The following is a 24,828-nucleotide window of genomic DNA, read 5'->3' as shown; positions in this document are numbered from 1 at the left end:
CATCCCCATGAATCGCTACCCACTTTGGAAATATGCCGTGATGCTGGTGGCGCTAGTCATCGGCCTCGTCTATACCTTGCCCAATTTTTTCGGCGAAGCGCCGGCGGTGCAGGTATCGAGCGGCAAGGCAACGGTCAAGCTGGATTCAACTACGCTTGCCAACATCGAAAACGCGCTGGCTGCCGACAAGGTGACGCCGGATGAAGTGACGTTCGACAATTCATCGCTGAACGCCAACATTCGCGTGCGCCTGAAAGACACCGACACGCAATTGCGCGTGAAGGATCTGTTGCAGAAGACGCTGAACAGCGACCCGAGCGATCCGCAATACGTGGTCGCGCTGAATCTGCAGGCGGCTTCCCCGCGCTGGCTGACCGCGTTGCACGCGTTGCCCATGTATCTCGGCCTCGACTTGCGCGGCGGCGTTCACTTCCTGTTGCAAGTGGACATGGCGGGTGCGCTGAACAAGAAGCTCGACTCGAACGCGGCGGACGCCCGCGCGCTGTTACGCGATAAAAACATCCGCGATGGCGGTGTGAATCGCGTGAATCAGTCGGTCGTGGTGAATTTCGCGGACCAAGCCGCAGCCGATGCCGCGCGCACCATGCTGACGAGCGGCCTGAGCGAACTGCAATGGGCGACAAGTCCGGGCGGTGACGGTTACCAGGTGGTCGGTACCTTCACGCCAGCGGCGCAAAAGCTGGCGGAAGACAGCGCGCTCAAGCAGAACATTGTCACGCTGCATAACCGGGTGAACGAACTCGGCGTGGCGGAACCGGTGATCCAACAACAAGGCTCCGACCGCATCGTGGTCGAATTGCCGGGCGTGCAGGACACGGCGAAGGCGAAGGACATTATCGGCCGGACGGCAACGCTTGAAGCACGGCTCGCTGACCCGATCAACACGCACCCCGGTCCGAACGATCCGGTTCCCCCCGGCGACGAACTCTTCACGCAAGGCAACACCGGGCCGACGCTCGTGAGAAAGCAGGTGATCTTCACGGGTGACCGGATCATCGACGCATCGTCGGGCTTCGACGAACACCAGCGTCCGTCGGTGAACATTCGCCTGGACGCGGCAGGTGGCCGCGCGGTGAGCAGCGTGTCGCGCGACAACATCGGCAAGCCGATGGCCATGATCCTGTTCGAAAAGGGCAAGGGCGAAGTGCTGACCGTCGCGACCATCCAGTCCGAACTTGGCGACCGCTTCCAGATCACCGGCCAGCCCTCGCCGCAAGCCGCCGCCGACCTGGCGCTGCTGCTGCGCGCAGGTTCGCTCGCAGCGCCCATGGACATCATCGAAGAACGCACGATTGGTCCGAGCCTGGGCGCCGACAACATCCGCAAGGGCTTCGATTCCGTGCAGTACGGTTTCGCCGCGATCGCCGTCTTCATGATCGCGTACTACATGCTGTTCGGCCTGATCTCCATGTTGTCGCTGTCGGTGAACCTGTTGCTGCTGGTCGCCATTCTGTCGATGCTGCAGGCCACGCTGACGCTGCCGGGTATTGCTGCTATTGCACTGGCACTCGGTATGGCAATCGATGCAAACGTGCTGATCAACGAACGGATCCGCGAGGAACTGCGTAACGGCGCGCCGCCGCAGCTTGCTATCCAGAACGGCTTCGCGCATGCATGGGCCACGATTGTTGACTCAAACGTGACCACGCTCATTGCAGGTCTGGCGCTGCTGGCGTTCGGCTCCGGTCCGGTGCGCGGCTTTGCGGTCGTGCACTGTATCGGCATCCTGACGTCAATGTTCTCGGCCGTGTTCTTCTCGCGCGGCCTCGTGAACCTCTGGTACGGCGGCAAGAAGAAGTTGCAGTCGCTCGCAATCGGTCAGGTCTGGCGTCCTGCCGGCAGTGACACGGCTGCGGCCACCGCCGCTTACCTGGCGAATGAGCGTGGCGACGACTCCGCCGTAGATCAAGTCGTCATGCCTGCAACACGCGCCAAAGCACCGGTTCCGACCCGTTCGCAAAAGCAGGCCGCGCCTCCCGTCCGCACCGGCAAGCCGGTCGTACGTCGTCGCTCGGGCCCTGGTATTGAACCGAAAAAACCCGGCTCGTCCAACTGAGTCCCGGAGAATAAATCATGGAATTCTTTCGTATTCGCCGCGACTTACCGCTGATGCAGCGTGCGTTGATCTTCAACGCAATCTCGCTCATCACGTTCCTCGCGGCTGTGTTTTTCCTCGTGCATCGCGGGCTGCATCTCTCTGTGGAATTCACCGGCGGGACGGTGGTGGAAGTGCAGTATCCGCAAGCGGTGCCGCTTGAACCGGTGCGCGGCACGCTGGGCGCGCTCGGTTATCCCGATGCGCAGGTGCAGAACTTCGGCACGTCACGTGATGTACTGATTCGCCTGCCGTTGAAGCAGGGTTTGACGTCGGCGCAGCAGAGCGATCAGGTGATGGCGGCGCTGAAGAATCAAGACGCGCAGGTGCAGTTGCAGCGCGTGGAATTCGTCGGCCCGCAGGTCGGGAAAGAGCTTGTGACCAACGGCTTGCTCGCGCTGGCGTGCGTGGTGATCGGCATTGTGATCTACCTGTCGTTCCGCTTCGAGTGGAAATACGCCGTGGCCGGCGTGATCGCCAACTTGCACGACGTGGTGATCATTCTCGGTTTCTTCGCGTTCTTCCAGTGGGAGTTTTCGCTGTCCGTACTGGCGGCTATTCTCGCGGTGCTCGGGTATTCGGTGAACGAGTCGGTCGTTATCTTCGACCGGATTCGTGAAACCTTCCGCAAGCAACGCAAGATGACGGTGATCGAGGTCATCAACCACGCCATCACCAGCACAATGTCGCGAACCATCATCACCCACGGTTGTACGGAAATGATGGTGCTGTCCATGTTCCTGTTCGGCGGGGCAACGCTGCATTATTTCGCGCTGGCGCTGACGGTCGGCATCTTGTTTGGTATCTATTCGTCGGTGTTCGTTGCAGCCGCGCTCGCCATGTGGCTGGGCGTGAAGCGCGAAGACCTGATGAAGGAAAAGAAGCCGAAATACGATCCAGGCGATCCCAACGCAGGCGCAGAGGTTTGATAGCAGGCATCAAGATGTGAGTTTCGAACGCTGACATCCGGGGTTCGAAAGTGCAAAAGGCCGATTCTCGCGAATCGGCCTTTTTGCTTTTGAGCCAGCAATTGCAACGGCTACGTGCGAATACGTCCGCACAGAACCATCAACTGAATCCCAGCCGCTTGCGCGCCGCTATCAACGCGACCAGGCTCACTACCGCGGCAAAAATCAAATAGAAGCTGGGCGCGGCCTTCGATCCCGTCGATGCAATCAGCCACGTGATGATGAACGGCCCGAATCCGCCAAACACCGTCACCGCGATGTTATAAGCCAGCGACATTCCGGTCGTGCGCGTGGCAACTGGAAACATCTCCGATAACAACCCCGGCAATGCCGCGAAATACCCGGTCATCAACACGCCGAGTACCGCTTGAACGACCAGCAGCGTGCCGAAGGTCGGATGCGCCACCAGCCACGTGAACAGCGGATAGATCAACACGAGCAGCAGCACCGCCGAGATCAGCATGATGCGCGTGCGGCCGTGGGTATCGGAGAGATGGCCAACGAATGGTGAGAGCACCATCTGGATTGCGCCCGTGAGCAGGATGGCCGTGAAAGCAACCGATGGCGCGAGCCCCAACTGCCGGATTGCATACGTCGGCATGAAGAGCACGAGGTAAGTTGCCACTGTGCCCAGCACCACCGTTCCAATGGCGATCAGCAAGCGTTCCTTGTTCAACGCGAAGGTGTCGCGCAAAGGGGTGGTGGTCTGAACGGCGGCGAGGAATTCCGGCGTTTCATCGAGGCGCGTGCGGATGTAGTACGCCACCGGCCCGATCAGCAAGCCGAAGATGAACGGCACGCGCCAGCCCCAGGTACTCATCTGTTCCGGCGAGAGGTTGCCGGTCAGCACCACGCCGAATATAGCCGCCAGGAGCGTGGTCAAGCCTTGGCTTGCGACCTGCCAACTCGCGAAGAAACCACGCCGGCCGGGAACGTGCTCGGCAAGGAACGCCGTCGCGCTGCCAAACTCGCCGCCGGCCGAGAAGCCTTGCATCAGGCGCGCGAGCACCAGGATCAACGGCGCGGCGACCCCGATGGACGAGTACGTGGGCAACACGGCAATGATGAACGTGCCCATCATCATCAACAGGATGGACAGCGTGAGCGCCGCCTTGCGCCCTGCCCGGTCGGCATACGCGCCAAGCACGATGGCGCCGAGCGGCCGCATGAAAAACGATACGCCGAACGTGCCGAGTGTCAGCAGGATGGACACCGAGTCGTTGCCCGACGGGAAGAACAACTTCGAGATAACGACCGCGAAGAACCCGTAGACCACGAGGTCGAACCATTCGAGCGCGTTGCCTATGGAAGCTGCCACCACGGCGCGCCACGCGGCCGGGCGGCTGATCGATACTACTGCGGGCGTACTGCTCATGCATTTCTCCTGTGTCGACCAGAGTTAGCGCTTTAGCGCTTACTCTGGTCCCATGCAATTTTTGCGCTCGACCAGAGTTGGCGCCTCAGCGCTTACTCCGGTCGCATGAAAGGTGGTTCCGTTATTGTCGGTATGACGGGCTGTCGGCCAAAGTGCAAACGCTGCCGACTGTGCCACACCGAAATCCGGATCGAAATGCTCGCAATACCGGGGGGCGAAAAAAAACCGCTTCGGTCAGAAGCGGTTTTCTTATCTGGCGGGAAAGAACCAGCGGGAAAGAACTTCCCGCTTATTGCCGAATGCCTTCGGCTTGAATATGCAGAGTCGTCTTCATCTTGAAGCCATACGCCTTGCCGTAGTCCACGCCGAAGTCGCCACGATCGAACGTTGCCGTCGACTCCGTGCCGCACACTTCCTTCTTCATCATCGGGTTCGTGAAGCACTTGAACGATTCGATCTTCAGGTTCAACGGCTTCGTCACGCCATGCAGCGTCAGCTCGCCGATGACTTCCACCGGCACGTCGCCCTTGAACTTCATCGACGTGCCCTTGTAGGTCGCCGTCGGGAACTTGTCGGCGTCGAAGAATTGCGCGCTCTTCAGTTCGCCATTCAGCTTCTCATTGCCGATATCAATCGACGTCATATCGATGGTCGCATCCAGCGTACCCTTCTGGGTCGCGCGATCAAGCGTCACCGTGCCGCTGCTCTTGTTGAACTTGCCACGCCAGGTCGAGATGCCGCCGAAGTGATCGGCTTCGAAGCTCGGGTACGTGTGGTTCGGGTCGAGTTGATACGTGACTTCTTCAGCCATCGCGTTGAACGAAACGGCCGCGAGAAGCGCGCCAGCGGCTGCAATCAGGAGGTTCTTTTTCATGAATTTTCCAGGATGAATGTTGAAAGCGATGAGCGCTTATGACTTGGCTTATTGCGTGGCTTATTTCTTCGTCGCGACGAGGTGGAACTTGATGACGACTTCGTCGGCCACGACCGAGGTGTCTTTCCATTCGCCCGTGCCGACATCGAACTGCGTGCGTTTGATGGGCAATGAGCCATCGAAGGTTTGCGTCGCGCCCTGGCTCGTGACCGTGACCGGCACGATGACGTTCTGCGACTTGCCCTTGATGGTCAACTTGCCGCTGACATTGAACTTCGTCCCGCCAGCCGGCGCGATAGCCGTTGAAACAAAAGTAGCGGTCGGGAAATGGGCGGTATCGAACCAGTCCTTGTCGGTCGCCTGCTTGTTGTAGCTGTCATCGCCGAGATCGTAGCTTCCCGTATCGATGCTGATATTCGCGCTGCCCGCAGCCGGCTTGGCCGGATCGAAGTCGAGTTGCGAGGTGAACTTCTTGAACTTGCCTTCAACCGGCACGTTCATTTGCTTCGATGTCGCCGTCACCGTGCTTTTGGTCGTGTCGACCTGGGCTTGAGCAAAGGCGGAAACCGCCGCGACCAGCGATGCGGAGCAAACGCCTGCAAGCAACCAACGGGAAAATTTCGCGTGTTTCATGTATGTCCTGAGGCCACCGGGAAAACCGGTTGAGCCGCTATTGAAAAGTCAAACGCAATCCAGCGCAACCCGTGCGCAGGAAACTGGCTATCAACAACAAGGAATCAATTACGCCTCATTTTCGCTGAATGCGAACCAAACAATGCTTATCGGAGGAACGGAATCATGCGTGCGAGCAAACCATCACGATCGACGAATTGATGCTTCAACGCCGCCAGGACGTGCATGATCACGAGCACGAGCAGCGTGTAATTCAGGTAAATGTGGACCATCTTCAGGGTGGCTTTCAACGCGGTATCCGGTCCGATGATCGTTGGCAGCGGCACCAACCCGAGATACACGACCTGAATGCCGGCAGCCGAGCTATAGAGGTACCCGGAGGCCGGAATCACGAGCATCAGCGCATAAAGCAGGAAGTGCGTGACATGAGCAACACCTTTTTGCCACGTGGGAATGCGCCGCGGCATGGACGGTGCCTTATGCGTGACGCGCCAGAGCACGCGCACGACGGCGAGCGCGAACACCGTTACGCCGATCCATTTGTGCCAGGAGAAATATTTGAGCTTGGTTGGCGTGAAACCGGGAATATCGGTCATGATCCAGCCAAGATAGAAGCCGCACACAATCAGCAGTGCAATCAGCCAGTGAAGGCCGATCGCAGTCCGGCTGTAGCTGTCGGAGCTGGCGAAATTCGGGCTGCTTTCCATACGTGGTCCACCAAAAAATAGTGCGGAATTGATGACTTGACCCCAAACGGTTTATCGCACGGCAACCGCAATAACCCGACGTTAAGGTCTCAAGGCCGCCATCCTACCCGAACAAGTAAAAACCGGCTTTTCCCTGAAGAAATAGTTGCCGCCCCCTTCGCGCCCGCGTTACAAATCTGGTATCAGTGGCTTGTATCCAGGGTAAACGGGCCACGAACGCCGACAATTCCATTGGGCGAGGAGCTAATCAAGGTCCGCTCATCGGCATGCGCCCGCGCTGCAGCGCTTTTTGCCCGTGAAGGGATCGCAAGCCTGATCTGCGCGCCTCTTCCGCGCGGCAGCTTGCCGTTTGTTACCATGCCCGCTGGCCCGGCCCTTGCTCTTGTATGCAGCCGCCCCGGAACCGCGACGTTTAAGACACTAAAACAACACGCCATTACGAGCCCAGTATTCCGCCTATGGAAGAAGACGATCTAGACGATCTGATCGCATGCCACGAATGCGACACACTGTTTCATAAGCGCGCCCTGCCTTCCCGCAGCTCTGCGAAATGCACGCGTTGCGGCGCCACGCTCTACCAGAGCGTGTCGACGAATCTGGACAAGCTTTGCTCCATCACGCTCGCCGCGCTGATTACGTTTTTGATCGCGCAGGCTTTTCCTATTGTGGAACTGGAAACGAACGGCATCACGTCCCAAACGACCCTGATTGGTGCAATCGTCGCGTTGTGGGGTGAGAACATGGAAGTGATCGCCACCATGGTTTTTTGCGCGACCATCCTCTTTCCGCTCACCGAACTGGTTGCAATGCTGTATCTGCTCGTGCCGTTGCGCGCGGGTTTCATTCCTGCCGGCTTCAGCCAGGTGCTGCGCGCGATTCAGTTTGTGCGGCCGTGGGGAATGATCGAAGTGTTCATGCTCGGGATACTCGTAACGCTGGTGAAAATGGTGAGCATCGCGCGCGTTATTCCGGAGGCTGCGCTGTTCGCATTCGGCGCGCTAACCTTGCTGTTCGCAGTCATCCTCACCTTCGATCCGCGCGCGCTGTGGGAAATCGCCGAGCGTGTGGGCGGTCGCGGACCGTTGCGGTACACGCCTTTCGGCGGCCTCCGGCCCGGCTCAGGCTCGGCTTATTCAGCCGATTCGCGTTCCAGCTCCCCATCCAACCCGCCGCATCCGTTAGCGCCGAAACGCGTGATGACGCAAGGGACGACACGGGGGACGCCGCCCGACGCAGCCGCTCCAGGGAGTAAGCCATGATCGACAAGCCCGATACCGCCGGCACTCCCGACGCGTCCGCATCCGACTCTCCCGAGCCGGTATTCACCACGGCTACGGAGGCGGGGCTGATCGCCTGCCACGCTTGCAACCGCGTGCAAAAGCGCGTGTTCACGGTCGAGCGTCAGCTTTGCGTGCGCTGCGGCTCGCCGCTGCATCGGCGTACTCCGGACTCGGTCGTGCGCACCTGGGCGTTGCTGTTGTCCGCCGCGATCCTGTACATTCCGGCGAATTTATATCCGGTGCTGCACACGTCGTCGATCGTCGGTTCCGAAGACGACACGATCATGAGCGGCGTGGCGATGTTCTGGAACGATGGCGACTATCCGCTCTCCGCGATCATTTTTATCGCCAGTATTCTCGTGCCGATGCTCAAGCTCGGCACGCTCGCGTTTCTCACCTGGGCCACCCAATCGGGCTCCAAATGGCGTCCTCGCCAGCGCACGACGTTGTATCGAATCGTCGAAAAAATTGGCCGATGGTCAATGCTCGATGTCTTTGTCGTGACACTGACCGTCGCGCTCGTGCGCTTCGGTTCACTCGCCGTCATCACGCCAGGGCCGGGCGCACTTGCGTTCGGCTGCGTGGTGGTGCTCACCATGCTGGCCTCCATGCAATTCGACCCGCGACTGATGTGGGATCACATCGAACCTTCAGGAAAGAAACATGACTAGCCCGCAAGGTCCTTCGAACAACACCGTCAAAGGCCCGAACGAGCCGTCGCGAAACGCGGGCGGCGGCGGTGGCTTGCCGCCCAATCTTCCTGATCCGGTGATCGAGCCGCGCAGCCGCTGGATACCGTCGCTCGTATGGGTGATTCCGCTGATCGCCGCGCTGATCGGCATTGCGCTCGTGGTGAAATCGGTGTCGGGACGCGGACCGACGATCACCATCAGCTTCGTGAGCGCCGAAGGCCTGGAGACGGGTAAAACCAAGGTGAAATACAAGGACGTCGATGTTGGCACGGTCAAGGAGATCACGCTGTCGAAAGACCACTCGCGCGTGCTCGTCGACGTCCAGTTGACCAAGGTCGCCGAGGACTTCGCGGTGAAAGACACGCGCTTCTGGGTAGTGCGCCCGCGCGTGGCGGCAAGCGGCGTGACCGGACTCGGCACGTTGTTGTCCGGTGCATATATTGGCGTGGATGCAGGGAAGTCCAAAGAGGACGAAACCCATTTCGTCGGGCTCGAAACTCCACCTGCTGTGACCGGCGATCAGAAAGGGCGGCAGTTCACCTTGCGCGGTGAGTCGCTGGGTTCCATCGATATTGGCTCGCCTATCTATTACCGGCGCGTGCAGGTCGGGCAAGTGGTGGGCTTTTCGCTCGACAAGGACGGCACGGGCGTCACCATGCAGGTGTTCGTGAACGCGCCGTACGATCAATATGTTGGCACGAACTCGCGCTGGTGGCACGCAAGCGGCGTTGACCTGCGGCTGGATGCAAGCGGCTTCAAGCTGAACACGCAGTCGCTTGCGACCGTCGTACTCGGGGGTATTGCCTTCCAGACACCGCCGAATCAGGAGCCCGGGCAGCAGGCGCCGGACAACATGACCTTCCGCCTCGGCTCGGACGAACAGGACTCCATGCGCGATCCGGACGGCCAGCCCATCCGCGTGGTCATGAATTTCAACCAGTCACTGCGCGGTTTGTCGGTGGGCGCGCCAATCGACTTCCGCGGCATCCTGCTCGGCAGCGTGACGGGCATCGGGATCGAATACGACCCGAAAACGCGCAGCTTCCAGATGCCGGTGACCATGAATATCTATCCTGACCGGCTGGGCAAGCGCTTCCGGGACTCGGTGCCGCGTCAAAACACCGTGGCCGGACAGGAATTGCTCCAGAAACTGGTGTCGAACGGTTTGCGCGGACAGTTGCGTACCGGCAATCTGCTGACCGGGCAGCTTTATGTCGCGCTCGATGTGTTCCCGAAAGCGGCCAAGGTCACGATAGACGCCACAGCCGATCCGCTCGAGTTGCCAACCGTGCCCAATACGCTCGACGAACTGCAACTTCAGGTAGCGGACATCGCGAAGAAACTCGACAAGATTCCCTTCGACGAGATCGGCACCAACTTGAACGGCGCGCTGAAGAACGCGAACAGCCTCTTTAACCAACTTGGCACGCAGGTTGTGCCCGAAGCGCGTGACACGCTCACCGCCGCGCGGAAAACGTTCGGCGAGGCGCAAAACACGCTGCAACAGGACTCGCCGCTGCAGTCGGATGTTCATCAGGCGCTGCAGGAACTCACGCGGACACTGCAATCGCTCAATGCGCTCGCCGATTATCTGGAACGTCATCCGGAATCGCTCGTGCGTGGAAAACCAGGAGATAAGCCATGAGCTTGGCCAGAGTATTGAGGGCCGTCGGCGGGGTGTCGGCGATAGGTCTGGTCGCCGCGCTCGCCGCGTGCAGCAGTTCGCCAGCCAGCCGCTTTTATACGCTCGGCGGCACCGACGCCGCGACAAGAACGGCCTCGCCCGCTTCGTTCTATCTGGAAGTGTCGCCAGTGGACATGCCGCCGCAAGTCGCGAAGAACCAGATGGTCGTGCAGGACGGCTCGGCGCAAGTCCGGGTGCTCGAGGATGAGCGCTGGGCGTCCCTTCCGGCCGACGAAGTCCGGCGCGCGCTGTCGGCGGACTTGTCGCAGCGGCTGGGCGCCATCGACGTTTTCGGCACGCCGCATCCCGATGGCGTACCGGTGTACCGCGTGAAGGTGAATGTTCAGCGCTTCGAGTCGTCGCCGGGCCGGCGCGCGTTGATTGACGCTGTGTGGAGCGTGCGCGGCGTGAACAATCAGGCTGTCCTGACCTGCCGGACGGTGGCCGAACAACCTGTCGATGCTGGATATGACGCGCTGGTGGCGGGACATCGGCGAGCGGTCGATCAACTCGCCAGCGAGATTTCCGCCGGGGTTCGGACGGTGAGTTCGGTGCCTGTGCCCCTGTCATCGTCCGTCTCGTCTTCCGCTACGGCAGGCAAGGCCGGAAAAGTGACAGCTCGCACCCCGGCGGTGCTTCCCTGTCCTGCCGCCGCCATGTCCGCAAACGCGGCGCCTGCCCAGTGAGCATGGCTGACACGGTTGCGCGCTATGTTGCTGGAAGACGCCGCGTATAGGCCGAAGCATCTGTCACGGGCACGACTTCGTGCTGCCAGACCGCAACCCGGTTGCACCAAAAGGTGCACCGGGTTTTTTGTCGCCCGACCACAACGCCGCCATCTTGAATTTACAGTCGGCGCGCGTTTGGGCGGTTAAGATCCATCTCCGTGACTACTCTTTGCAGAAACGAAAACACAGATGATGAAACTGATCGGTTCGCTCAACAGCCCGTACGTCCGAAAGACGCGGATTGTGATGGCAGAAAAGAAAATCGACTGCGAACTGGTGCTCGAAAACGTCTGGGCATCCGATTCGAAAATCCATAGCTTTAATCCGCTCGGCAAAGTGCCGTGCCTGATCCTGGACGATGGCGAAGCCGTTTTCGATTCGCGCGTGATCTGCGAATACGTCGATACGCTTACGCCGGTCGGCAAGCTGCTGCCGCAGGAACGCCGCGAGCGCACGGAAGTGCGATGCTGGGAAGCACTCGCCGACGGCATGGTCGACGCCGCCGTTCTGATTCGCCTGGAAACCACCCAGCGCGAGGAAGGGCAACGCAACGAGGCATGGGTAGCGCGCCAACAGCGCAAGATTGACGATGGCCTGAAGGCCATGTCGAAAGGGCTCGCCACCAAGAACTGGTGTTCGGCGAATCACTTCACCCTCGCCGATATCGCTTGCGGTTGCGCGCTTGGCTATCTCGATTTCCGGATGCCCCACATGAACTGGCGCGAGGAGTATCCCAATCTGGACAAGCACGTTCAGCGTTTGTCGCAGCGCCAGTCTTTCATCGATACATTGCCGACTGACGGTAGCTGAGAATTCATTCGCAGCAGTGAGCGTGACTTGAAAAGCCCCACGCGCCGCAAGGCACGTGGGGCTTTTGCATATGGGCGATTCCCGGCGTGCGCACCCGTTTATTTCGCCAGCGCCTTCTTCAGCGCGGTATTCGCCTGATCGATCGCAGCGCGCGTGGCCGGGGTATTGGCCAGTGCGTTCAGCATCACGAAGTCGTGGATCGTGCCGCCGTAGCGCACCGCCGTCACCCGGACGCCGGCCTGTGACAGCTTGCGCGCATACGCTTCGCCTTCGTCGCGCAGCACATCGTTTTCGTCGGTAATGACGAGCGCCGGCGGCAAACCCTTCAACTGATCAAGCGACGCGCGCAGCGGCGACGCCGTGATTTTGTCCCGATCAGCGGCGTTCGGTGCGTATGCGTCCCAGAACCATTTCATCGCGTTTTTGGTGAGCCACGGTCCATCGGCGAATTCGTTGTACGAGCCGTCGTCGAAATTCGCATCGGTGACCGGGTAGAACAGCACTTGGTACCGCAGCGCCGGACCGCCCTGCTCCTTCGCCATCAACGTGACGGCCGCCGCCATGTTCCCGCCGACACTGTCGCCCGCCACGGCCATCCGCGTCGCATCGACGTTGAACTGCTTTGCATGCTCAGCCACGTAGCGCGTCGCGGCGTAGGCCTCTTCCGTCGGCACCGGGAATTTCGTCTCGGGCGAGCGATCGTAATCCACGAAGACCACCGCAGCCTGCGCTCCGTTCGCGATCTCACGGACAAGGCGGTCGTGCGTATTCTTGTCGCCCAGCACCCAGCCGCCACCGTGGAAATACATGATCACAGGCAGCACGCCTTTGGCGTGGGCGGGACGTACGATGCGGATCGCGATCTTGCCCGACGGGCCTGCGTCGATCACGCGGTCCTCAATCCGCGCGGCTTCCTTCTGCACTGGCTGCGACTGGGCGCCAGCGAGGACGTTGCGGGCATCGGCGGGAGAAAGGGTGTAGATCGGCGGACCTTTTTGAGCCGTGAGCGCGTCGATAAACTGCTGCGTCGCGGGTTCGAGCACCGGAGCGGCTTGTGCGACGGCGCTTGCTCCAAGCAATGCAGCAACAGCGGAGGCGATGGCGAAGGACTTGAGCTTGTACATGGTTCACTCCTGTTAGTGATCGGACAGTGGATGAGGGCCCAGTGCGAAAACCGGGGTGCTGCGGTTGGTAAGACGGGTAATGCCTGACTGCCTACGACTTGTGATGCGAAACGGCTGAAACACGGAATGCTGAAAACGGGGTGGTGAAAACGGGGTGGTGAAAACGAAGTACCCAAAAACTTTCGACTGCATCTACTCATAGATAGATAACTAAACGAACTAACTACAAGGAACTGACTACGCTAGCTAGCCTCTTTGTCAGCGTGGCCACTAGCCACAACGGTGGCGACAAAATTGATGCGAACCAGCGCGTGGCGGTACCGGACAAGTGTTCAGCCCAGCAAGAGCGCTAGTCCTCAGACGGTGCAAGTGCGCCTTATCGGCTAAAAAGCAAACCGGCGATACTGATTCACCATTAGCGCGCCAACCATAATTCGTCGACCTATCTTCGTCGATGTTTTTGATGACGGTAAAAATAACTTCGAAATAACTTAGATGCATATTGAATCGGCAATCAAAATCTACCTACTTGAAGATAGATAAATGAGTGTAAGTCACGAAATAAATGCCAATTTTTGGAACACACTAAATCTTTATTAACAATATTCCCAACGAGGTCAGCAGGCGGACAGCACACCACTCTTTCCGCTTGATACCCACCCGCGACCTATTCGACGCCCCTTCGCAATACTCAATTCGTTCGAAACAGTTACCGGACAATCAGACTCTAACCACCGCGCTTTCACTCACATCGTGAATTAACGTTTCACAGTTTGGGTGACTTCATCTAGACGCACCTTCGTGTGAAATAACCGGCAGGCCAGCAAACTTCCCTGATATGCCGCGAACAATGCGCGGGCCGTCACGTCAGGCTTTCCGTTCACCCTGAGGGTTTCTTGCTTCTCGCCTTCGGCCAGCACCTTAGCCAGCCAAGTTTCGTTAGCTTTAAAGAAGGCCTGAACCGCATGGCGGACGTCTTCGGGAAGCGATTCAATATCCGCGGCAAGCATTCCGCAAAGACAAACCTGATCGCCCTCACCTACGATTTTGCCGAACAGCTTTACATACCGGTCTAGCTTTTTCTCGGCGGAGGCAGAACTATCGATGGCGTAAATTGACGACATCACGTCTGCGCTGTACGTATTCACCGCTTCGAGCACCAGATCTTCCTTAGACGGGAAGTAATAATGAATGCTCGAAGTTTTCACGCCGACCAGCGTCGACAGATCCCGATAACTGAAACCGTTGTAGCCGCGGGTCATCAGCAAAACCTGGGCGTGGTCGAGCAACTGTTCGCGCACAGTATTTTTGTCAGGGGTTTTGTCGGTATTCATGTCGGTTCTGGCTCGCTACTTCCATAAGGTTGTTGCGCTCGTGTGGCCTCGTTGCGCACAGTTACGATCCAATCGATTCACTCCATCTTGCTGCACAAGTCCGGGCACATCGTCATCTAGTTACCATGCCGTTATCATCAGCGGCATCGTTGTTGGCATCATCATTGGCCTCGGCATTGACGTCGTCATTGGCCCCGTTACCAACAGCGATAATTTATCTACTAGAAGATAGATAGTCAAGATCTTTGTACGAGTTTTTCGGACGTTTTTCCCCACGCAGCCCCAATTTTCTCCCTCTGGAGTGCTCAGAAGGCACCCCAACTTCACCGGGTATGTACCAATTTTTTGTGAATTACTGATTTGTGCGTTTTTCTCGGTGAACTCCGCGCAACAAAAAGCGGGCCGCAGCCCGCTCCCAACCAGCGTGATGTAAGAAAGATAGCCTACCTTGCCGTGAGCAGGGCGGCTCCTGGATCGCGTCGCACAGGCTGGGCAGTCGCAGCCGACTCAATAATCCCGCCGCCCAGGCACACATCGCCTTGATAGAGCACGGCCGATTGTCCTGGCGTGACGGCCCATTGCGCGTCGTCGAAACGAAGTTCGAAGCGCCCATCCAGCGGTCCCGACGCTCCCATCACGCAAGGTGCATCCGACTGCCGATACCGCGTCTTGGCCGCGCAAACGGTGCCTTCGCCCGGCGCAGCGCCCGCGACCCAACTGGTATTGCCGGCCACGAGCGAGTGCGACAACAGCCACGGATGGTCGTGCCCCTGCACCACATACAGCGTGTTCGACGCCATGTCCTTGCCCGCCACGAACCACGGGTCGCCGCTGCCGTCCTTGCTGCCACCGAGCCCGATGCCTTTGCGCTGACCGAACGTATAAAACGCCAGCCCGACATGTTCGCCAATCACTTTTCCATCGGGTGTTTTCATCGGACCGGGTTGAGTCGGCAGATAGCGGTTCAGGAACTCGCGAAACGGCCGTTCGCCGATAAAACAAATGCCCGTGGAATCTTTCTTCGCTGCATTCGGCAAGCCGATCTGCGCCGCAATTTCGCGAACCTTCGTTTTCGGCATCTCACCGAGCGGAAACAGCGTCTTCGACAACTGCGCCTGATTCAGCCGATGCAAAAAGTACGACTGATCCTTGGTCGAATCGGTGGCCTTCAGCAGTTCGAACAGCCCGTCGCGCTCCCGCACACGGGCGTAGTGCCCCGTTGCGATCGTCTCGCCGCCAAGCGACATCGCGTGGTCGAGGAAGGCTTTGAACTTGATCTCGGCGTTGCACAGCACATCCGGATTGGGCGTGCGGCCGGCCGAATATTCGCGCAGGAACTCAGCGAACACGCGATCCTTGTATTCGGCTGCGAAGTTGACCGCTTCCACGTCGATGCCGATCAGGTCCGCCACCGACACCACGTCGATCCAGTCCTGCCGCGTCGAGCAGTATTCGCTGTCGTCGTCATCTTCCCAGTTCTTCATGAACAGGCCGATCACGTCGTAGCCCTGCTCCTTGAGCAGCCATGCGGTCACCGACGAATCCACGCCGCCCGACATGCCCACCACGACTTTCTGTTTTCCGGCCTTGCTCATTTCTCTCTCTACGTTACTTGCCTGAGGCTAAAGTCACCCGGCGTCAGCCTGGGTCCCAACCGGCACCGGCGCGACCGAAAGGGTATGAATGAAGTCGAGCGGCACGCGGCGCCCGTCGAGGTAATGATCGAGACATTCCAGCACCGCTGGCGACCTGTGCCGGTCAGCGCATGCGCGCAATTCGTCGGCGGTAAGCCACATGGCCCGCACGATGCCCGCGTCCAGCGCCATGCCCGGCACTTCGCCTGATGTCGTGCCGCAGAACGTAAACCGCAAATACGTGACCGACCGTCCGGGCCGCTCGAAGTGCGTGAGATACGTGCCGACAAGCGCCTGCGGCTCGAAACGGTGCGCGGTTTCCTCGAGCGTCTCGCGCTTCACGGCGTCGACGAGTGTTTCTCCCGCTTCCAGATGCCCGGCCGGCTGATTAATCCTGAGCCCGTCCGACGTGTGCTCCTCGATCACGAGAAAGCGCCCGTCCCGCTCCACAATTGCCGCGACCGTCACGCGCGGTGTCCAACGTTCTGGTTTCATGGGACGGTATTTTACCGTTTTGCGCGTTTTTCCGTCGTCGGCAAGGATCGTGCAGGTTGTTGTCCGATCGCGTCATTTTTCGCGAATGTTTCGGTTACAGTGACAATCAGTCGCAAATAACAGCTTAAATAACCGCTTAATCACGTGCACCAGGCGTCTCCCGTTTGTCGACCAGAGTTGGAGCTTTAGCGCTTGCTCCGGTCCCATGCAAGAGGGTTGCTGACAACAGCGCGAGCGACTGCACACGGCCAAATCAAAAACTAGAACGTGAGGAGGATTGAAGATGCATATCGGAGTGCCTGCCGAAACGCGGGCGAACGAGGCGCGTGTCGCCGCGACGCCGGAGACGGTCAAGAAGTTCGTGTCGCAAGGTCACCGGGTTACGGTGCAGCGCGGCGCGGGCGTGCCAGCGAGTTATATCGACGATGCCTACGCCGCTGCCGGCGCCGAGCTAGTCGATGCCAACACCGCGTTCGCTGCTGATCTCGTCCTCAAGGTTCATTCGCCCAACGAAGCCGAATTGCTGCTGCTGAAGTCCGGCGCGGTGATTGCCGGCATGCTCGATCCATTCAACGCCGAGAACAATGCGCGCCTGGCAGCGTCCGGCATCACGGCGTTCGCGCTGGAAGCCGCGCCGCGTACCACGCGTGCGCAGAGCCTGGATGTGTTGTCGTCGCAGGCGAATATCGCCGGGTATAAGGCCGTGCTCGTTGCAAGCAATATCTATCAGCGCTTCATGCCGATGCTGATGACCGCAGCCGGCACCGTCAAAGCGGCACGCGTGCTCGTGCTCGGCGCGGGCGTGGCGGGCTTGCAGGCTATCGCCACGGCGAAGCGGCTGGGTGCGGTGATCGAAGCGTCCGATGTGCGTCCAGCTGTGAAGGAGCAGATCGAATCGCTGGGTGCGAAATTCCTCGAAGTTCCCTACGAAACCGATGAAGAACGCGAAGCCGCGGTTGGTGTCGGTGGTTACGCTCGTCCCATGCCGCCAAGCTGGCTCGCGCGGCAATCCGTGCTGGTGGCCGAACGTGCAAAACAAGCCGATATCGTCATCGCGACCGCACTGATTCCCGGTCGCCCCGCGCCTACGTTGATCGCGGCGGAAACCGTCCAGCAGATGAAACCGGGCTCGGTCATCGTCGATCTGGCGGCGGGACGCGGTCCTGAATTCGAAGGCCGCCGCGGCGGCAATTGTCCGCTCACCGAAGTCGATCAGGTCGTGATGAAACACGGTGTGCATGTGGTCGGCTACACCAATCTCGCCTCGATGGTCGCCACCGATGCCTCCGCTCTCTACGCTCGCAACCTGCTTGATTTCATCAAGCTGATTGTGACGAAGGAAGGGACGCTGAACATCGATATGGCCGACGATATTGTCGCCGCGACGCTCCTGTGCCGCGACGGCCAGGTCACGCGCGGGATCAAAGGAGACTGACATGGAACTGGTAAATCACACGGTCATCAACCTCATCATCTTCGTGCTGGCGATCTACGTTGGCTATCACGTGGTGTGGAACGTCACGCCCGCCTTGCACACGCCTTTGATGGCCGTGACCAACGCAATTTCGGCGATTGTTATTGTCGGCGCGATGCTTGCGGCTGGCTTGACGATTGGCGGTGCAGGCAAGTTCTTCGGCACGCTCGCGGTTTTGTTGGCTGCCGTGAATGTGTTCGGCGGGTTCTTAGTGACGCGGCGAATGCTTGAAATGTTCAAGAAGAAAGCGCCCAAGCAAATCACTCACGCTTCGAAGGGGGCCGCGCAATGAGCATGAGCGTTGTTACTCTCCTGTATCTCATCGCCTCGGTGTGTTTCATCCAGGCGCTCAAAGGGTTGTCGAATCCGAAGACGGCGCGCATCGGCAATACGTTCGGCATGGCCGGCATGGCGATCGCGATTCTCACGACCATCGCGTTGATCGTGAAGCAAGCTTCGGCGCTGGGATCGGATCTGTCGCTGGGGCTCGGCCTGCTGTTCGGCGCGCTCGTGATCGGCGGTTCGGTTGGCGCGTATGTCGCGGCGAAAGTCGAGATGACGAAGATGCCGGAACTCGTCGCCGCGATGCACTCGTTGATCGGTCTGGCGGCGGTATGTATTGCGTATGCGGTTGTTTCGGAACCCTCAGCGTTTGGTCTTGCTGCGTTGGGGGACCCGATTCCCGTGGGCAATCGCGTGGAGTTGTTTATCGGCACGTTCGTGGGTGCGATCACGTTTTCCGGTTCGGTTATCGCGTTCGGCAAGCTCTCGGGCAAGTATCAGTTCCGCTTGTTCAAGGGCGCGCCGGTTGTGTATCCCGGCCAGCACATGATCAACCTGCTGCTCGCCCTCGCGATGCTTGGCTTCGGCATTATCTTCATGCTGACGCAGTCGTGGCTGCCGTTCGTCATCATGACGGCGATCGCATTTGCGCTCGGCGTGCTGATCATCATCCCGATCGGTGGCGCGGATATGCCGGTGGTTGTGTCCATGCTCAACTCGTATTCGGGTTGGGCGGCGGCGGGTATCGGCTTCTCGCTGAATAACCCGATGTTGATTATTGCGGGGTCGCTGGTTGGTTCGTCGGGTGCGATTCTGTCGTACATCATGTGCCGCGCGATGAACCGCTCGTTCTTCAACGTGCTGTTGGGCGGCTTTGGTAACGAAGGCGGTGCGGCGGCAACGGGCGGTGCGCAAGAGCAACGTCCGGTGAAATCCGGTTCCGCCGATGACGCCGCGTTCATGCTCGGCAATGCGGAGACGGTAGTGATCGTGCCGGGGTATGGCTTGGCGGTGGCGCGCGCTCAACACGCGCTGAAGGAACTCACCGATAAGCTGATTGAGAAAGGCATCGACGTGAAGTACGCGATTCACCCGGTGGCTGGGCGGATGCCGGGGCATATGAACGTGTTGCTGGCTGAAGCCGAAGTGGACTATGAACTGGTCCACGAGATGGAGGACATCAACGGCGAGTTTCAGCAGACGGACGTGGTGCTGGTGCTGGGGGCGAATGACGTGGTGAACCCGGCCGCGAAGACTGATCCGAAATCGGTGATTGCGGGTATGCCGATTCTGGAAGCGTATCGGGCGAAGACAATTATCGTGAATAAACGGTCCATGGCGGCGGGTTATGCGGGACTAGATAACGAACTGTTCTATATGGACAAGACGATGATGGTTTTCGGCGATGCCAAGAAGGTTATTGAGGATATGGTGAAGGCGGTGGAGTGAGGATCGCTGCCGGGCAAAACGGAACGCCGGTGTGCTCTTAGACACCGGCGTTTGCCTTTAAGGCGAGCAAGAAAACCACCACGCTCATCGATGTCGGATTATAATACGATTTAAATCCTACTGGAATCGTACAATGTTACTCGATCGAGCCGACCAGGCGATCTCATCCACCGATCTTCAAAAGAACACCAAGGCACTTCTTGATCGAATCGCCTCAGGTGAGCAGGACCGTTACGTGGTCATTCGCGACAATCGCCCTGCGGCCGTTTTAATGCCGACGGAAAGATACGAGGCGATCATGAATGAACTCGAGGATCTCAGGGTTGAAGCTTTGGCGCGGGATCGGCTCGCTACGTTGGAAAACGCAACCAGCATTTCTCACGCTGACATGCTGGCTTACTTTGGAAAACCTGACTGATGATTTGGACGGTTGAGTATCACCCCGCCGTGAAACGCGATTTAATCGGCCTCGGGCGTGTCGAAGCCGCCGCGATTCTTAAAGTCATCGAAGAGCGCATCGTTCATGGCGAGCCGGACAAAGCAGGTAAAACGCTCAGTGGGCAGCTCGCAGGATGCCGCCGCATGAGAACCGGTCAGACTCGCATCGTTTATCGCGTGAACGGGGATCGGATCGAGGTTCTTATCATCGCGGTGGGAATGCGTCGGGACAACGAAATTTACGATGCGGCGACTAGCCGCGTTGAATGATTGAGCATCAACGGCTAGCAACACCAGCCCTTGTTGAAGGCTAGTGACTAAGATACGGCTCGCCGATTCGCTCGCGAGCACTATGAACCTATGGCATCCATGCCGTTCAAGTGTTCGCGCACCCTCCCCCGCGTACAATATCCCCCTTCAATTCCCAAAAAAGCACCGCCCCATGGCCACTACTTTCCTTTTCGACTGGTTTGCCCCCTGCCCGCGCGGTCTCGAGGCGCCGCTGGCCGCCGAACTCGCCGAAATCGGAGCGAAGCACATTGATGGCTCGCAATTCAGAACCGGCAAGGAAGTCCCCGGCGGCGTGCATTTTCGCGGCAGCTGGGCCGCCGGCATGGCTGCGAACCTGCATTCGCGCATCGCGAGCCGCGTGTTGCTGAAGCTGGCGCAAGGCCCGTATCGCAGCGAACACGACATCTACGAACTCGCGTATCAGCAGCAATGGGAAAAGTGGTTCTCGCCGAATGAAACCATTCGCGTCGATATCACCGCGATCAAATCACCGCTGCGCAGCCTCGAATTCGCGACCCTGCGTGTGAAAGACGCCGTGTGCGACCGCTTGCGCGAATTGACGGGCAACCGGCCAAGCGTCGACACAGCGCAACCGGACGTTCGCGTGTTCGCGTTCCTTACGCTGAACGAATGCACGCTCTACCTCGATACCTCCGGCGATCCGCTCTTCAAACGCGGCTGGCGCCTCGACAAGGGCGCCGCGCCCTTGCGCGAAAACCTGGCGGCGGGAATTTTGCGCCTAACCGGCTGGACGCCCGGCACACCGCTGTTCGATCCGATGTGCGGCAGCGGCACCTTCCTCGCCGAAGCAGCGCAGGTCGCGCTGAACATTGCGCCGGGTGTTGACCGCAGTTTCGGCTTCGAAAAGCTGAAGCAATACGACGTGAACGCGTGGCAAAAGCTGAAAGGCGCGGCCGTCGATGCCAAACGTGCCGCGCAGTCATCGCGTGAGGATATTCAGATTTACGGCAGCGACATTTCCGGCGATATGCTCGACAAGGCCTACGCGAACCTGGAGCGCGCGGGTTTGCCAGAGCTATCGTTGAAACAAGTCGATGCCCGCCACATGACGCCGCCGTCGGACACCCCCGGCATTCTGGTCGCGAATCCGCCGTACGGTGAACGAATCGAAGTACGTGGACGCGGCCCGCGTGGCGAGCTTCGCGAACCGAAAAATCGTGGCCGCGATGAAGATGAAGAAGCGTTCCACCGCGCTCAACCCGATCCGGCCGATCAGGAATTCTTCATCTCGTTCGGCAACGCGCTCAAGCAGCGTTTCCCAGGTTGGCGCGCGTACGTGCTGACGTCGGATCGAAAACTGCCGGGCATGCTGCGATTGCGTGAATCGACGAAAACGCCGCTCTTCAACGGCGCGCTCGAATGCCGCCTGTTCCGCTTCGACCTGATCGCCGGCAGCGTTCGGAATCGGCCGGCAGCAGCCGAACCCGCCGCCGATCAAACGCCCGACGCAGGGGAGTGAAGCATCGCGGAGGCGGCGCTACAATCGCTGAATGAACTCATCGACTGAAGCCCAATCCTTATTAGCCATCGACGTCTATCGCAGCCGCCGTGACCGCGTCCTCGCGGCGCTGCGGGAATCGGGCGGCGGCGTGGCAATCATTCCGACAGCGCGCGAAGTCATGCGCAACCGCGACGCCGATTACCCGTTCCGCCACGACAGCTACTTCTATTACCTGACGGGCTTCACGGAACCGGAAGCAACCTTGGTCTTGGACGCCAGCGCCGACGCCGCCGATCCCGCCGCCATCCTGTTTTGCCGCGAGAAAAACGCCGAGCGTGAAACCTGGGAAGGTTTCCGATACGGCCCTGAGGGCGCACGCCTCGCGTTGGGTTTCGACGCGGCGTTTCCCATCGATCAGCTCGATACGGAAATGCCGCGCCTTCTCGCCGACAAACCCGCGCTGCACTACGCGCTCGGCAGTTCCGCCAAGCTTGACGAGCAAGTCCGCGGCTGGCTCGCGGCGGTTCGGGCACAAAGCCGGATTGGCGTGAAAGCGCCCACGAAAGCGATCGATTTGCTGCCAGTGCTCGACGAAATGCGCCTCATCAAAGACGCGCACGAACTCGAGATCATGCGGCGTGCGGGAATAATTTCCGCCGAAGCGCACCGGCGCGCGATGCAAACCTGTCGTCCGGGCATGCACGAATACGAGATCGAAGCCGAGCTGCTCTACACGTTCCGCCGACGCGGCGCGCAAGCGCCCGCATACGGCACGATCGTCGCGGCCGGCGCAAATGCGTGCACGCTGCACTACCCTGCCGGCAACACGATCGTGCGCGAGGGCGACCTGATCCTGATCGACGCCGCGTGCGAACTCGACGGCTACGCGTCGGACATCACGCGTACGTTTCCGGCGAGCGGACGGTTCACATCGGCGCAAAGGGAAATCTACGACATCGTGCTGGACGCGCAATATGCCGCCGTCGATGCAACCCGCGCGGGCGCCAGTTTCGACGCGCCGCACGAAGCCGCGGTGCGCGTGTTGTCGCAGGGCTTGCTGGACACGGGGATCATCGACCGCAACAAGTTTGCAACCGTGGACGATGTCATCGCCGAACAGGCTTACCAGCGCTTTTATATGCATCGGACAAGCCACTGGCTAGGCATGGACGTGCACGATGCCGGCGATTATCGCGACGCCCACGCGCAACTCGACGACCAGGGCGCACGCGCGTGGCGCACGTTGAAGGCGGGCATGACGCTGACCATCGAGCCGGGTTTGTACATTCGCGCAGCCGAAGATGTGCCCGAACGGTACGCGAACATCGGCATCCGGATTGAGGATGACGCCATTGTCACAGCCGATGGCTGCGAGTTGACGACTCGCGCAGTGCCCGTCGATGCCGACGAAATTGAAGCCTTGATGCGCGACGCGCAAACGCCAGATGCAAATTGAAACTGCGGAAACTATCGGCCATGCACCGCCTGCCGATTATCACTTCGATATCGCCATCGTCGGCGCGGGTCCGGTCGGGCTCGCGCTCGCTGGCTGGCTGGCGAAACGCAGCGCAACGTCGCGCTTGTCGGTGGCGTTGATTGATGCACGCGAACCGGGTGCGGCGTCGGCTGACCCGCGGGCCATCGCGGTTTCGCATGGCAGCCGCGCGATGCTCGAATCGTCGCTCGGTTTTCCCGCCGATGCCACGCCGATCAAACGCATTCACGTTTCGCAACGTGGCCAGTTCGGCCGCACGCTGATCGACCACGATGAACACGGTTTGCCCGCGCTCGGCTACGTCGTGCGCTATGGCTCGCTTGTTACAACGCTTGCGCAAGCGGTCAGCAAAACCAACGTGCATTGGTTCATGGAAACCACCGCATCAACGCCCCTGCACGACCACGAGGGCGTCACGCTCTCAATCCATTCGGCCACCGGCGACCGCACGATCCGCGCGCGCATTTTGGTGAATGCCGAAGGCGGGTTGTACAAGGAAGCGGACGCTTCGTCCCCTTCTTCCGCTCTTTCCGCCGACGTCAAGAACACGCGCGATTATGGCCAGACGGCTATTGTCGGGACGGTGAGCGTATCGTCGCCGCAGCCGGGCGTGGCGTGGGAACGTTTTACGCCCGAAGGTCCGATTGCGTTGTTGCCGTCCGGCGGCGCACGGCAGGCCGACTACGCGCTTGTCTGGTGCTGTGATCCTGAAGAGGCTGCCCGCAGGTCGCAACTCCCGGATGCCGAGTTCCTCGCTGAACTCGGCTCGGCCTTCGGTGAGCGCATGGGCCGCTTCACGCGAGTCACCGGACGCGCGATGTTCCCGCTCGGGCTGAATGCGCTGAATGCGCTGGTCGACCGGCGCACGGTCGCTATCGGCAACGCTGCACAAACGCTGCATCCCGTTGCGGGGCAAGGGCTTAACCTCGGTCTCCGCGATGCTCACGCGCTGTGCGATGCGTTATCGACGAACGGCCCGACCACGGTCGCGTTGAGTCTTTTTGCGCAACGGCGCGCATTGGACCGACGCATGACGATTGGCGCAACCGATACGCTCGCACGTCTTTTCACCGTCGATTTCGCGCCACTCGCCGCGATGCGCGGGTTGGCGTTGAGCGCGCTTGAACTCGTCCCGCCGGTTAAAACCGTGCTGGCGCGACAGATGATGTTCGGGCAACGGCGCTGACCTGCCGGAATACTCGCAGTGGCTTCGAGTAAGTACGACGAGCGGCGTGATCGCTGCGAGTGAATTCTGCTGAGTCAATCACGGAAGGAACACCTTCGGACACGACACGTTATGGCAACTCGCGCGATTCGTGCGACGAGCTTTCCGCGTGCCTTGTGTGAGGTCTGCGTGTTCAAATCACGACGAGCGTCAACCTCGCCCTCAGCCTGCCGCACCAATCGGTCAAACATGCGTTCGCCGCACTGCATTCATCTGCCCATAGTTGAACTTTTCCTCTATGACGTTCACGATATTCAT

23 protein-coding genes are annotated in these 24,828 nt (G+C 59.7%); 15 read left to right on the top strand and 8 right to left on the bottom strand.

Going from position 1 to position 24,828, the window contains the following annotated elements; translation table 11 throughout:
- The first annotated feature begins 7 nt into the window (after positions 1-7).
- Both secD and secF read left to right on the top strand, forming a co-directional pair.
- Positions 8-2,077, top strand: coding sequence for a protein translocase subunit SecD (gene secD / locus SBC1_RS02380; protein ID WP_165987154.1), 2,070 nt, complete (start codon positions 8-10; stop codon positions 2,075-2,077).
- A 17-nt stretch (positions 2,078-2,094) separates the two neighbouring features.
- Positions 2,095-3,045: a protein translocase subunit SecF gene (gene secF, locus SBC1_RS02375; protein WP_165987152.1), complete on the top strand. Its 951-nt coding sequence runs from the start codon at positions 2,095-2,097 to the stop codon at positions 3,043-3,045.
- 139 nt (positions 3,046-3,184) lie between these two features.
- On the opposite strand, the gene SBC1_RS02370 is transcribed toward secF, so the two are convergent.
- The 4 genes from SBC1_RS02370 to SBC1_RS02355 all read right to left on the bottom strand — a co-directional run bounded on the left by SBC1_RS02370 (position 3,185) and on the right by SBC1_RS02355 (position 6,673).
- Complete coding sequence (locus SBC1_RS02370) at positions 3,185-4,459, bottom strand: MFS transporter (protein WP_165987150.1); 1,275 nt, start codon at positions 4,457-4,459, stop codon at positions 3,185-3,187.
- A gap of 289 nt (positions 4,460-4,748) precedes the next feature.
- Positions 4,749-5,333 carry a YceI family protein gene (locus tag SBC1_RS02365; protein ID WP_165987148.1) on the bottom strand — a complete coding sequence of 195 codons (585 nt, stop codon included), beginning with the start codon at positions 5,331-5,333 and terminating at the stop codon, positions 4,749-4,751.
- Between the two features lie 60 nt (positions 5,334-5,393).
- The gene (locus SBC1_RS02360; protein ID WP_165086308.1) at positions 5,394-5,966 is read right to left on the bottom strand and encodes a YceI family protein; all 573 of its coding nucleotides are present in this window, start codon (positions 5,964-5,966) and stop codon (positions 5,394-5,396) included.
- A gap of 146 nt (positions 5,967-6,112) precedes the next feature.
- On the bottom strand, positions 6,113-6,673 hold the full coding sequence (locus SBC1_RS02355) for a cytochrome b (protein ID WP_165987146.1): 561 nt from the start codon (positions 6,671-6,673) through the stop codon (positions 6,113-6,115).
- A 458-nt stretch (positions 6,674-7,131) separates the two neighbouring features.
- On the opposite strand from SBC1_RS02355, the gene SBC1_RS02350 reads away from it, so the two are divergent.
- The 5 genes from SBC1_RS02350 to SBC1_RS02330 all read left to right on the top strand — a co-directional run bounded on the left by SBC1_RS02350 (position 7,132) and on the right by SBC1_RS02330 (position 11,867).
- Positions 7,132-7,932 carry a paraquat-inducible protein A gene (locus SBC1_RS02350; protein WP_165086303.1) on the top strand — a complete coding sequence of 267 codons (801 nt, stop codon included), beginning with the start codon at positions 7,132-7,134 and terminating at the stop codon, positions 7,930-7,932.
- Positions 7,929-8,624 carry a paraquat-inducible protein A gene (locus tag SBC1_RS02345; protein ID WP_165086301.1) on the top strand — a complete coding sequence of 232 codons (696 nt, stop codon included), beginning with the start codon at positions 7,929-7,931 and terminating at the stop codon, positions 8,622-8,624. Before SBC1_RS02350 ends, SBC1_RS02345 begins: the two co-directional genes overlap by 4 nt.
- Positions 8,617-10,290: an intermembrane transport protein PqiB gene (locus tag SBC1_RS02340; RefSeq protein ID WP_165086298.1), complete on the top strand. Its 1,674-nt coding sequence runs from the start codon at positions 8,617-8,619 to the stop codon at positions 10,288-10,290. The genes SBC1_RS02345 and SBC1_RS02340 overlap by 8 nt, the downstream gene beginning before the upstream one ends.
- Positions 10,287-11,015, top strand: a complete 729-nt coding sequence (locus SBC1_RS02335; protein ID WP_165987144.1) for a membrane integrity-associated transporter subunit PqiC — start codon at positions 10,287-10,289, stop codon at positions 11,013-11,015. The genes SBC1_RS02340 and SBC1_RS02335 overlap by 4 nt, the downstream gene beginning before the upstream one ends.
- A 231-nt stretch (positions 11,016-11,246) precedes the next feature.
- Positions 11,247-11,867, top strand: coding sequence for a glutathione S-transferase C-terminal domain-containing protein (locus tag SBC1_RS02330; RefSeq protein WP_165987143.1), 621 nt, complete (start codon positions 11,247-11,249; stop codon positions 11,865-11,867).
- Between the two features lie 98 nt (positions 11,868-11,965).
- Here SBC1_RS02330 and SBC1_RS02325 read toward each other — a convergent pair whose 3' ends face one another.
- The 4 genes from SBC1_RS02325 to SBC1_RS02310 form a co-directional block, all read right to left on the bottom strand.
- A complete protein-coding gene (locus SBC1_RS02325; protein ID WP_165987142.1) occupies positions 11,966-12,991 on the bottom strand; it encodes an alpha/beta hydrolase in 1,026 nt (341 codons plus the stop codon).
- A 758-nt stretch (positions 12,992-13,749) separates the two neighbouring features.
- Entirely contained in the window at positions 13,750-14,325 is a 576-nt protein-coding gene (locus SBC1_RS02320) for a TetR/AcrR family transcriptional regulator (protein WP_165086290.1), read from the bottom strand.
- A 443-nt stretch (positions 14,326-14,768) separates the two neighbouring features.
- Positions 14,769-15,920 (bottom strand): tRNA 2-thiouridine(34) synthase MnmA, encoded by a 1,152-nt coding sequence (mnmA, locus tag SBC1_RS02315; protein WP_165987140.1) that lies wholly within the window; start codon positions 15,918-15,920, stop codon positions 14,769-14,771.
- Between the two features lie 33 nt (positions 15,921-15,953).
- On the bottom strand, positions 15,954-16,454 hold the full coding sequence (locus tag SBC1_RS02310; RefSeq protein ID WP_165086285.1) for an NUDIX hydrolase: 501 nt from the start codon (positions 16,452-16,454) through the stop codon (positions 15,954-15,956).
- A gap of 283 nt (positions 16,455-16,737) precedes the next feature.
- On the opposite strand from SBC1_RS02310, the gene SBC1_RS02305 reads away from it, so the two are divergent.
- The 8 genes from SBC1_RS02305 (at position 16,738) to SBC1_RS02270 (ending at position 24,531) form a co-directional block, all read left to right on the top strand.
- Entirely contained in the window at positions 16,738-17,889 is a 1,152-nt protein-coding gene (locus tag SBC1_RS02305; protein ID WP_165987138.1) for a Re/Si-specific NAD(P)(+) transhydrogenase subunit alpha, read from the top strand.
- Between the two features lies 1 nt (position 17,890).
- The gene (locus SBC1_RS02300; protein WP_165086281.1) at positions 17,891-18,220 is read left to right on the top strand and encodes an NAD(P) transhydrogenase subunit alpha; all 330 of its coding nucleotides are present in this window, start codon (positions 17,891-17,893) and stop codon (positions 18,218-18,220) included.
- Positions 18,217-19,659 (top strand): NAD(P)(+) transhydrogenase (Re/Si-specific) subunit beta, encoded by a 1,443-nt coding sequence (locus SBC1_RS02295; protein WP_165987135.1) that lies wholly within the window; start codon positions 18,217-18,219, stop codon positions 19,657-19,659. Before SBC1_RS02300 ends, SBC1_RS02295 begins: the two co-directional genes overlap by 4 nt.
- 133 nt (positions 19,660-19,792) lie before the next feature.
- Complete coding sequence (locus tag SBC1_RS02290) at positions 19,793-20,077, top strand: type II toxin-antitoxin system Phd/YefM family antitoxin (protein WP_165987134.1); 285 nt, start codon at positions 19,793-19,795, stop codon at positions 20,075-20,077.
- Entirely contained in the window at positions 20,077-20,367 is a 291-nt protein-coding gene (locus SBC1_RS02285) for a type II toxin-antitoxin system RelE/ParE family toxin (RefSeq protein WP_165987132.1), read from the top strand. The genes SBC1_RS02290 and SBC1_RS02285 overlap by 1 nt, the downstream gene beginning before the upstream one ends.
- Positions 20,368-20,539: 172 nt before the next feature.
- On the top strand, positions 20,540-21,868 hold the full coding sequence (locus SBC1_RS02280; protein ID WP_165987130.1) for a class I SAM-dependent RNA methyltransferase: 1,329 nt from the start codon (positions 20,540-20,542) through the stop codon (positions 21,866-21,868).
- Between the two features lie 31 nt (positions 21,869-21,899).
- Complete coding sequence (locus SBC1_RS02275) at positions 21,900-23,306, top strand: aminopeptidase P N-terminal domain-containing protein (protein WP_165987128.1); 1,407 nt, start codon at positions 21,900-21,902, stop codon at positions 23,304-23,306.
- Positions 23,296-24,531: a UbiH/UbiF/VisC/COQ6 family ubiquinone biosynthesis hydroxylase gene (locus SBC1_RS02270; RefSeq protein ID WP_165987126.1), complete on the top strand. Its 1,236-nt coding sequence runs from the start codon at positions 23,296-23,298 to the stop codon at positions 24,529-24,531. The genes SBC1_RS02275 and SBC1_RS02270 overlap by 11 nt, the downstream gene beginning before the upstream one ends.
- Positions 24,532-24,828 lie beyond the last annotated feature (297 nt).

The organism is Caballeronia sp. SBC1, assembly GCF_011493005.1.
GTDB lineage: Bacteria > Pseudomonadota > Gammaproteobacteria > Burkholderiales > Burkholderiaceae > Caballeronia.
This window is presented reverse-complemented; position numbering and strand designations above follow the sequence as displayed.

Coding starts and splice junctions, on each gene's coding strand:
- secD (WP_165987154.1), top strand. CDS start 8: ATGAATCGCTACCCACTTTGGAAATATGCCGTGATGCTGGTGGCGCTA.
- secF (WP_165987152.1), top strand. CDS start 2,095: ATGGAATTCTTTCGTATTCGCCGCGACTTACCGCTGATGCAGCGTGCG.
- SBC1_RS02370 (WP_165987150.1), bottom strand. CDS start 4,459: ATGAGCAGTACGCCCGCAGTAGTATCGATCAGCCGCCCGGCCGCGTGG.
- SBC1_RS02365 (WP_165987148.1), bottom strand. CDS start 5,333: ATGAAAAAGAACCTCCTGATTGCAGCCGCTGGCGCGCTTCTCGCGGCC.
- SBC1_RS02360 (WP_165086308.1), bottom strand. CDS start 5,966: ATGAAACACGCGAAATTTTCCCGTTGGTTGCTTGCAGGCGTTTGCTCC.
- SBC1_RS02355 (WP_165987146.1), bottom strand. CDS start 6,673: ATGGAAAGCAGCCCGAATTTCGCCAGCTCCGACAGCTACAGCCGGACT.
- SBC1_RS02350 (WP_165086303.1), top strand. CDS start 7,132: ATGGAAGAAGACGATCTAGACGATCTGATCGCATGCCACGAATGCGAC.
- SBC1_RS02345 (WP_165086301.1), top strand. CDS start 7,929: ATGATCGACAAGCCCGATACCGCCGGCACTCCCGACGCGTCCGCATCC.
- SBC1_RS02340 (WP_165086298.1), top strand. CDS start 8,617: ATGACTAGCCCGCAAGGTCCTTCGAACAACACCGTCAAAGGCCCGAAC.
- SBC1_RS02335 (WP_165987144.1), top strand. CDS start 10,287: ATGAGCTTGGCCAGAGTATTGAGGGCCGTCGGCGGGGTGTCGGCGATA.
- SBC1_RS02330 (WP_165987143.1), top strand. CDS start 11,247: ATGATGAAACTGATCGGTTCGCTCAACAGCCCGTACGTCCGAAAGACG.
- SBC1_RS02325 (WP_165987142.1), bottom strand. CDS start 12,991: ATGTACAAGCTCAAGTCCTTCGCCATCGCCTCCGCTGTTGCTGCATTG.
- SBC1_RS02320 (WP_165086290.1), bottom strand. CDS start 14,325: ATGAATACCGACAAAACCCCTGACAAAAATACTGTGCGCGAACAGTTG.
- mnmA (WP_165987140.1), bottom strand. CDS start 15,920: ATGAGCAAGGCCGGAAAACAGAAAGTCGTGGTGGGCATGTCGGGCGGC.
- SBC1_RS02310 (WP_165086285.1), bottom strand. CDS start 16,454: ATGAAACCAGAACGTTGGACACCGCGCGTGACGGTCGCGGCAATTGTG.
- SBC1_RS02305 (WP_165987138.1), top strand. CDS start 16,738: ATGCATATCGGAGTGCCTGCCGAAACGCGGGCGAACGAGGCGCGTGTC.
- SBC1_RS02300 (WP_165086281.1), top strand. CDS start 17,891: ATGGAACTGGTAAATCACACGGTCATCAACCTCATCATCTTCGTGCTG.
- SBC1_RS02295 (WP_165987135.1), top strand. CDS start 18,217: ATGAGCATGAGCGTTGTTACTCTCCTGTATCTCATCGCCTCGGTGTGT.
- SBC1_RS02290 (WP_165987134.1), top strand. CDS start 19,793: ATGTTACTCGATCGAGCCGACCAGGCGATCTCATCCACCGATCTTCAA.
- SBC1_RS02285 (WP_165987132.1), top strand. CDS start 20,077: ATGATTTGGACGGTTGAGTATCACCCCGCCGTGAAACGCGATTTAATC.
- SBC1_RS02280 (WP_165987130.1), top strand. CDS start 20,540: ATGGCCACTACTTTCCTTTTCGACTGGTTTGCCCCCTGCCCGCGCGGT.
- SBC1_RS02275 (WP_165987128.1), top strand. CDS start 21,900: ATGAACTCATCGACTGAAGCCCAATCCTTATTAGCCATCGACGTCTAT.
- SBC1_RS02270 (WP_165987126.1), top strand. CDS start 23,296: ATGCAAATTGAAACTGCGGAAACTATCGGCCATGCACCGCCTGCCGAT.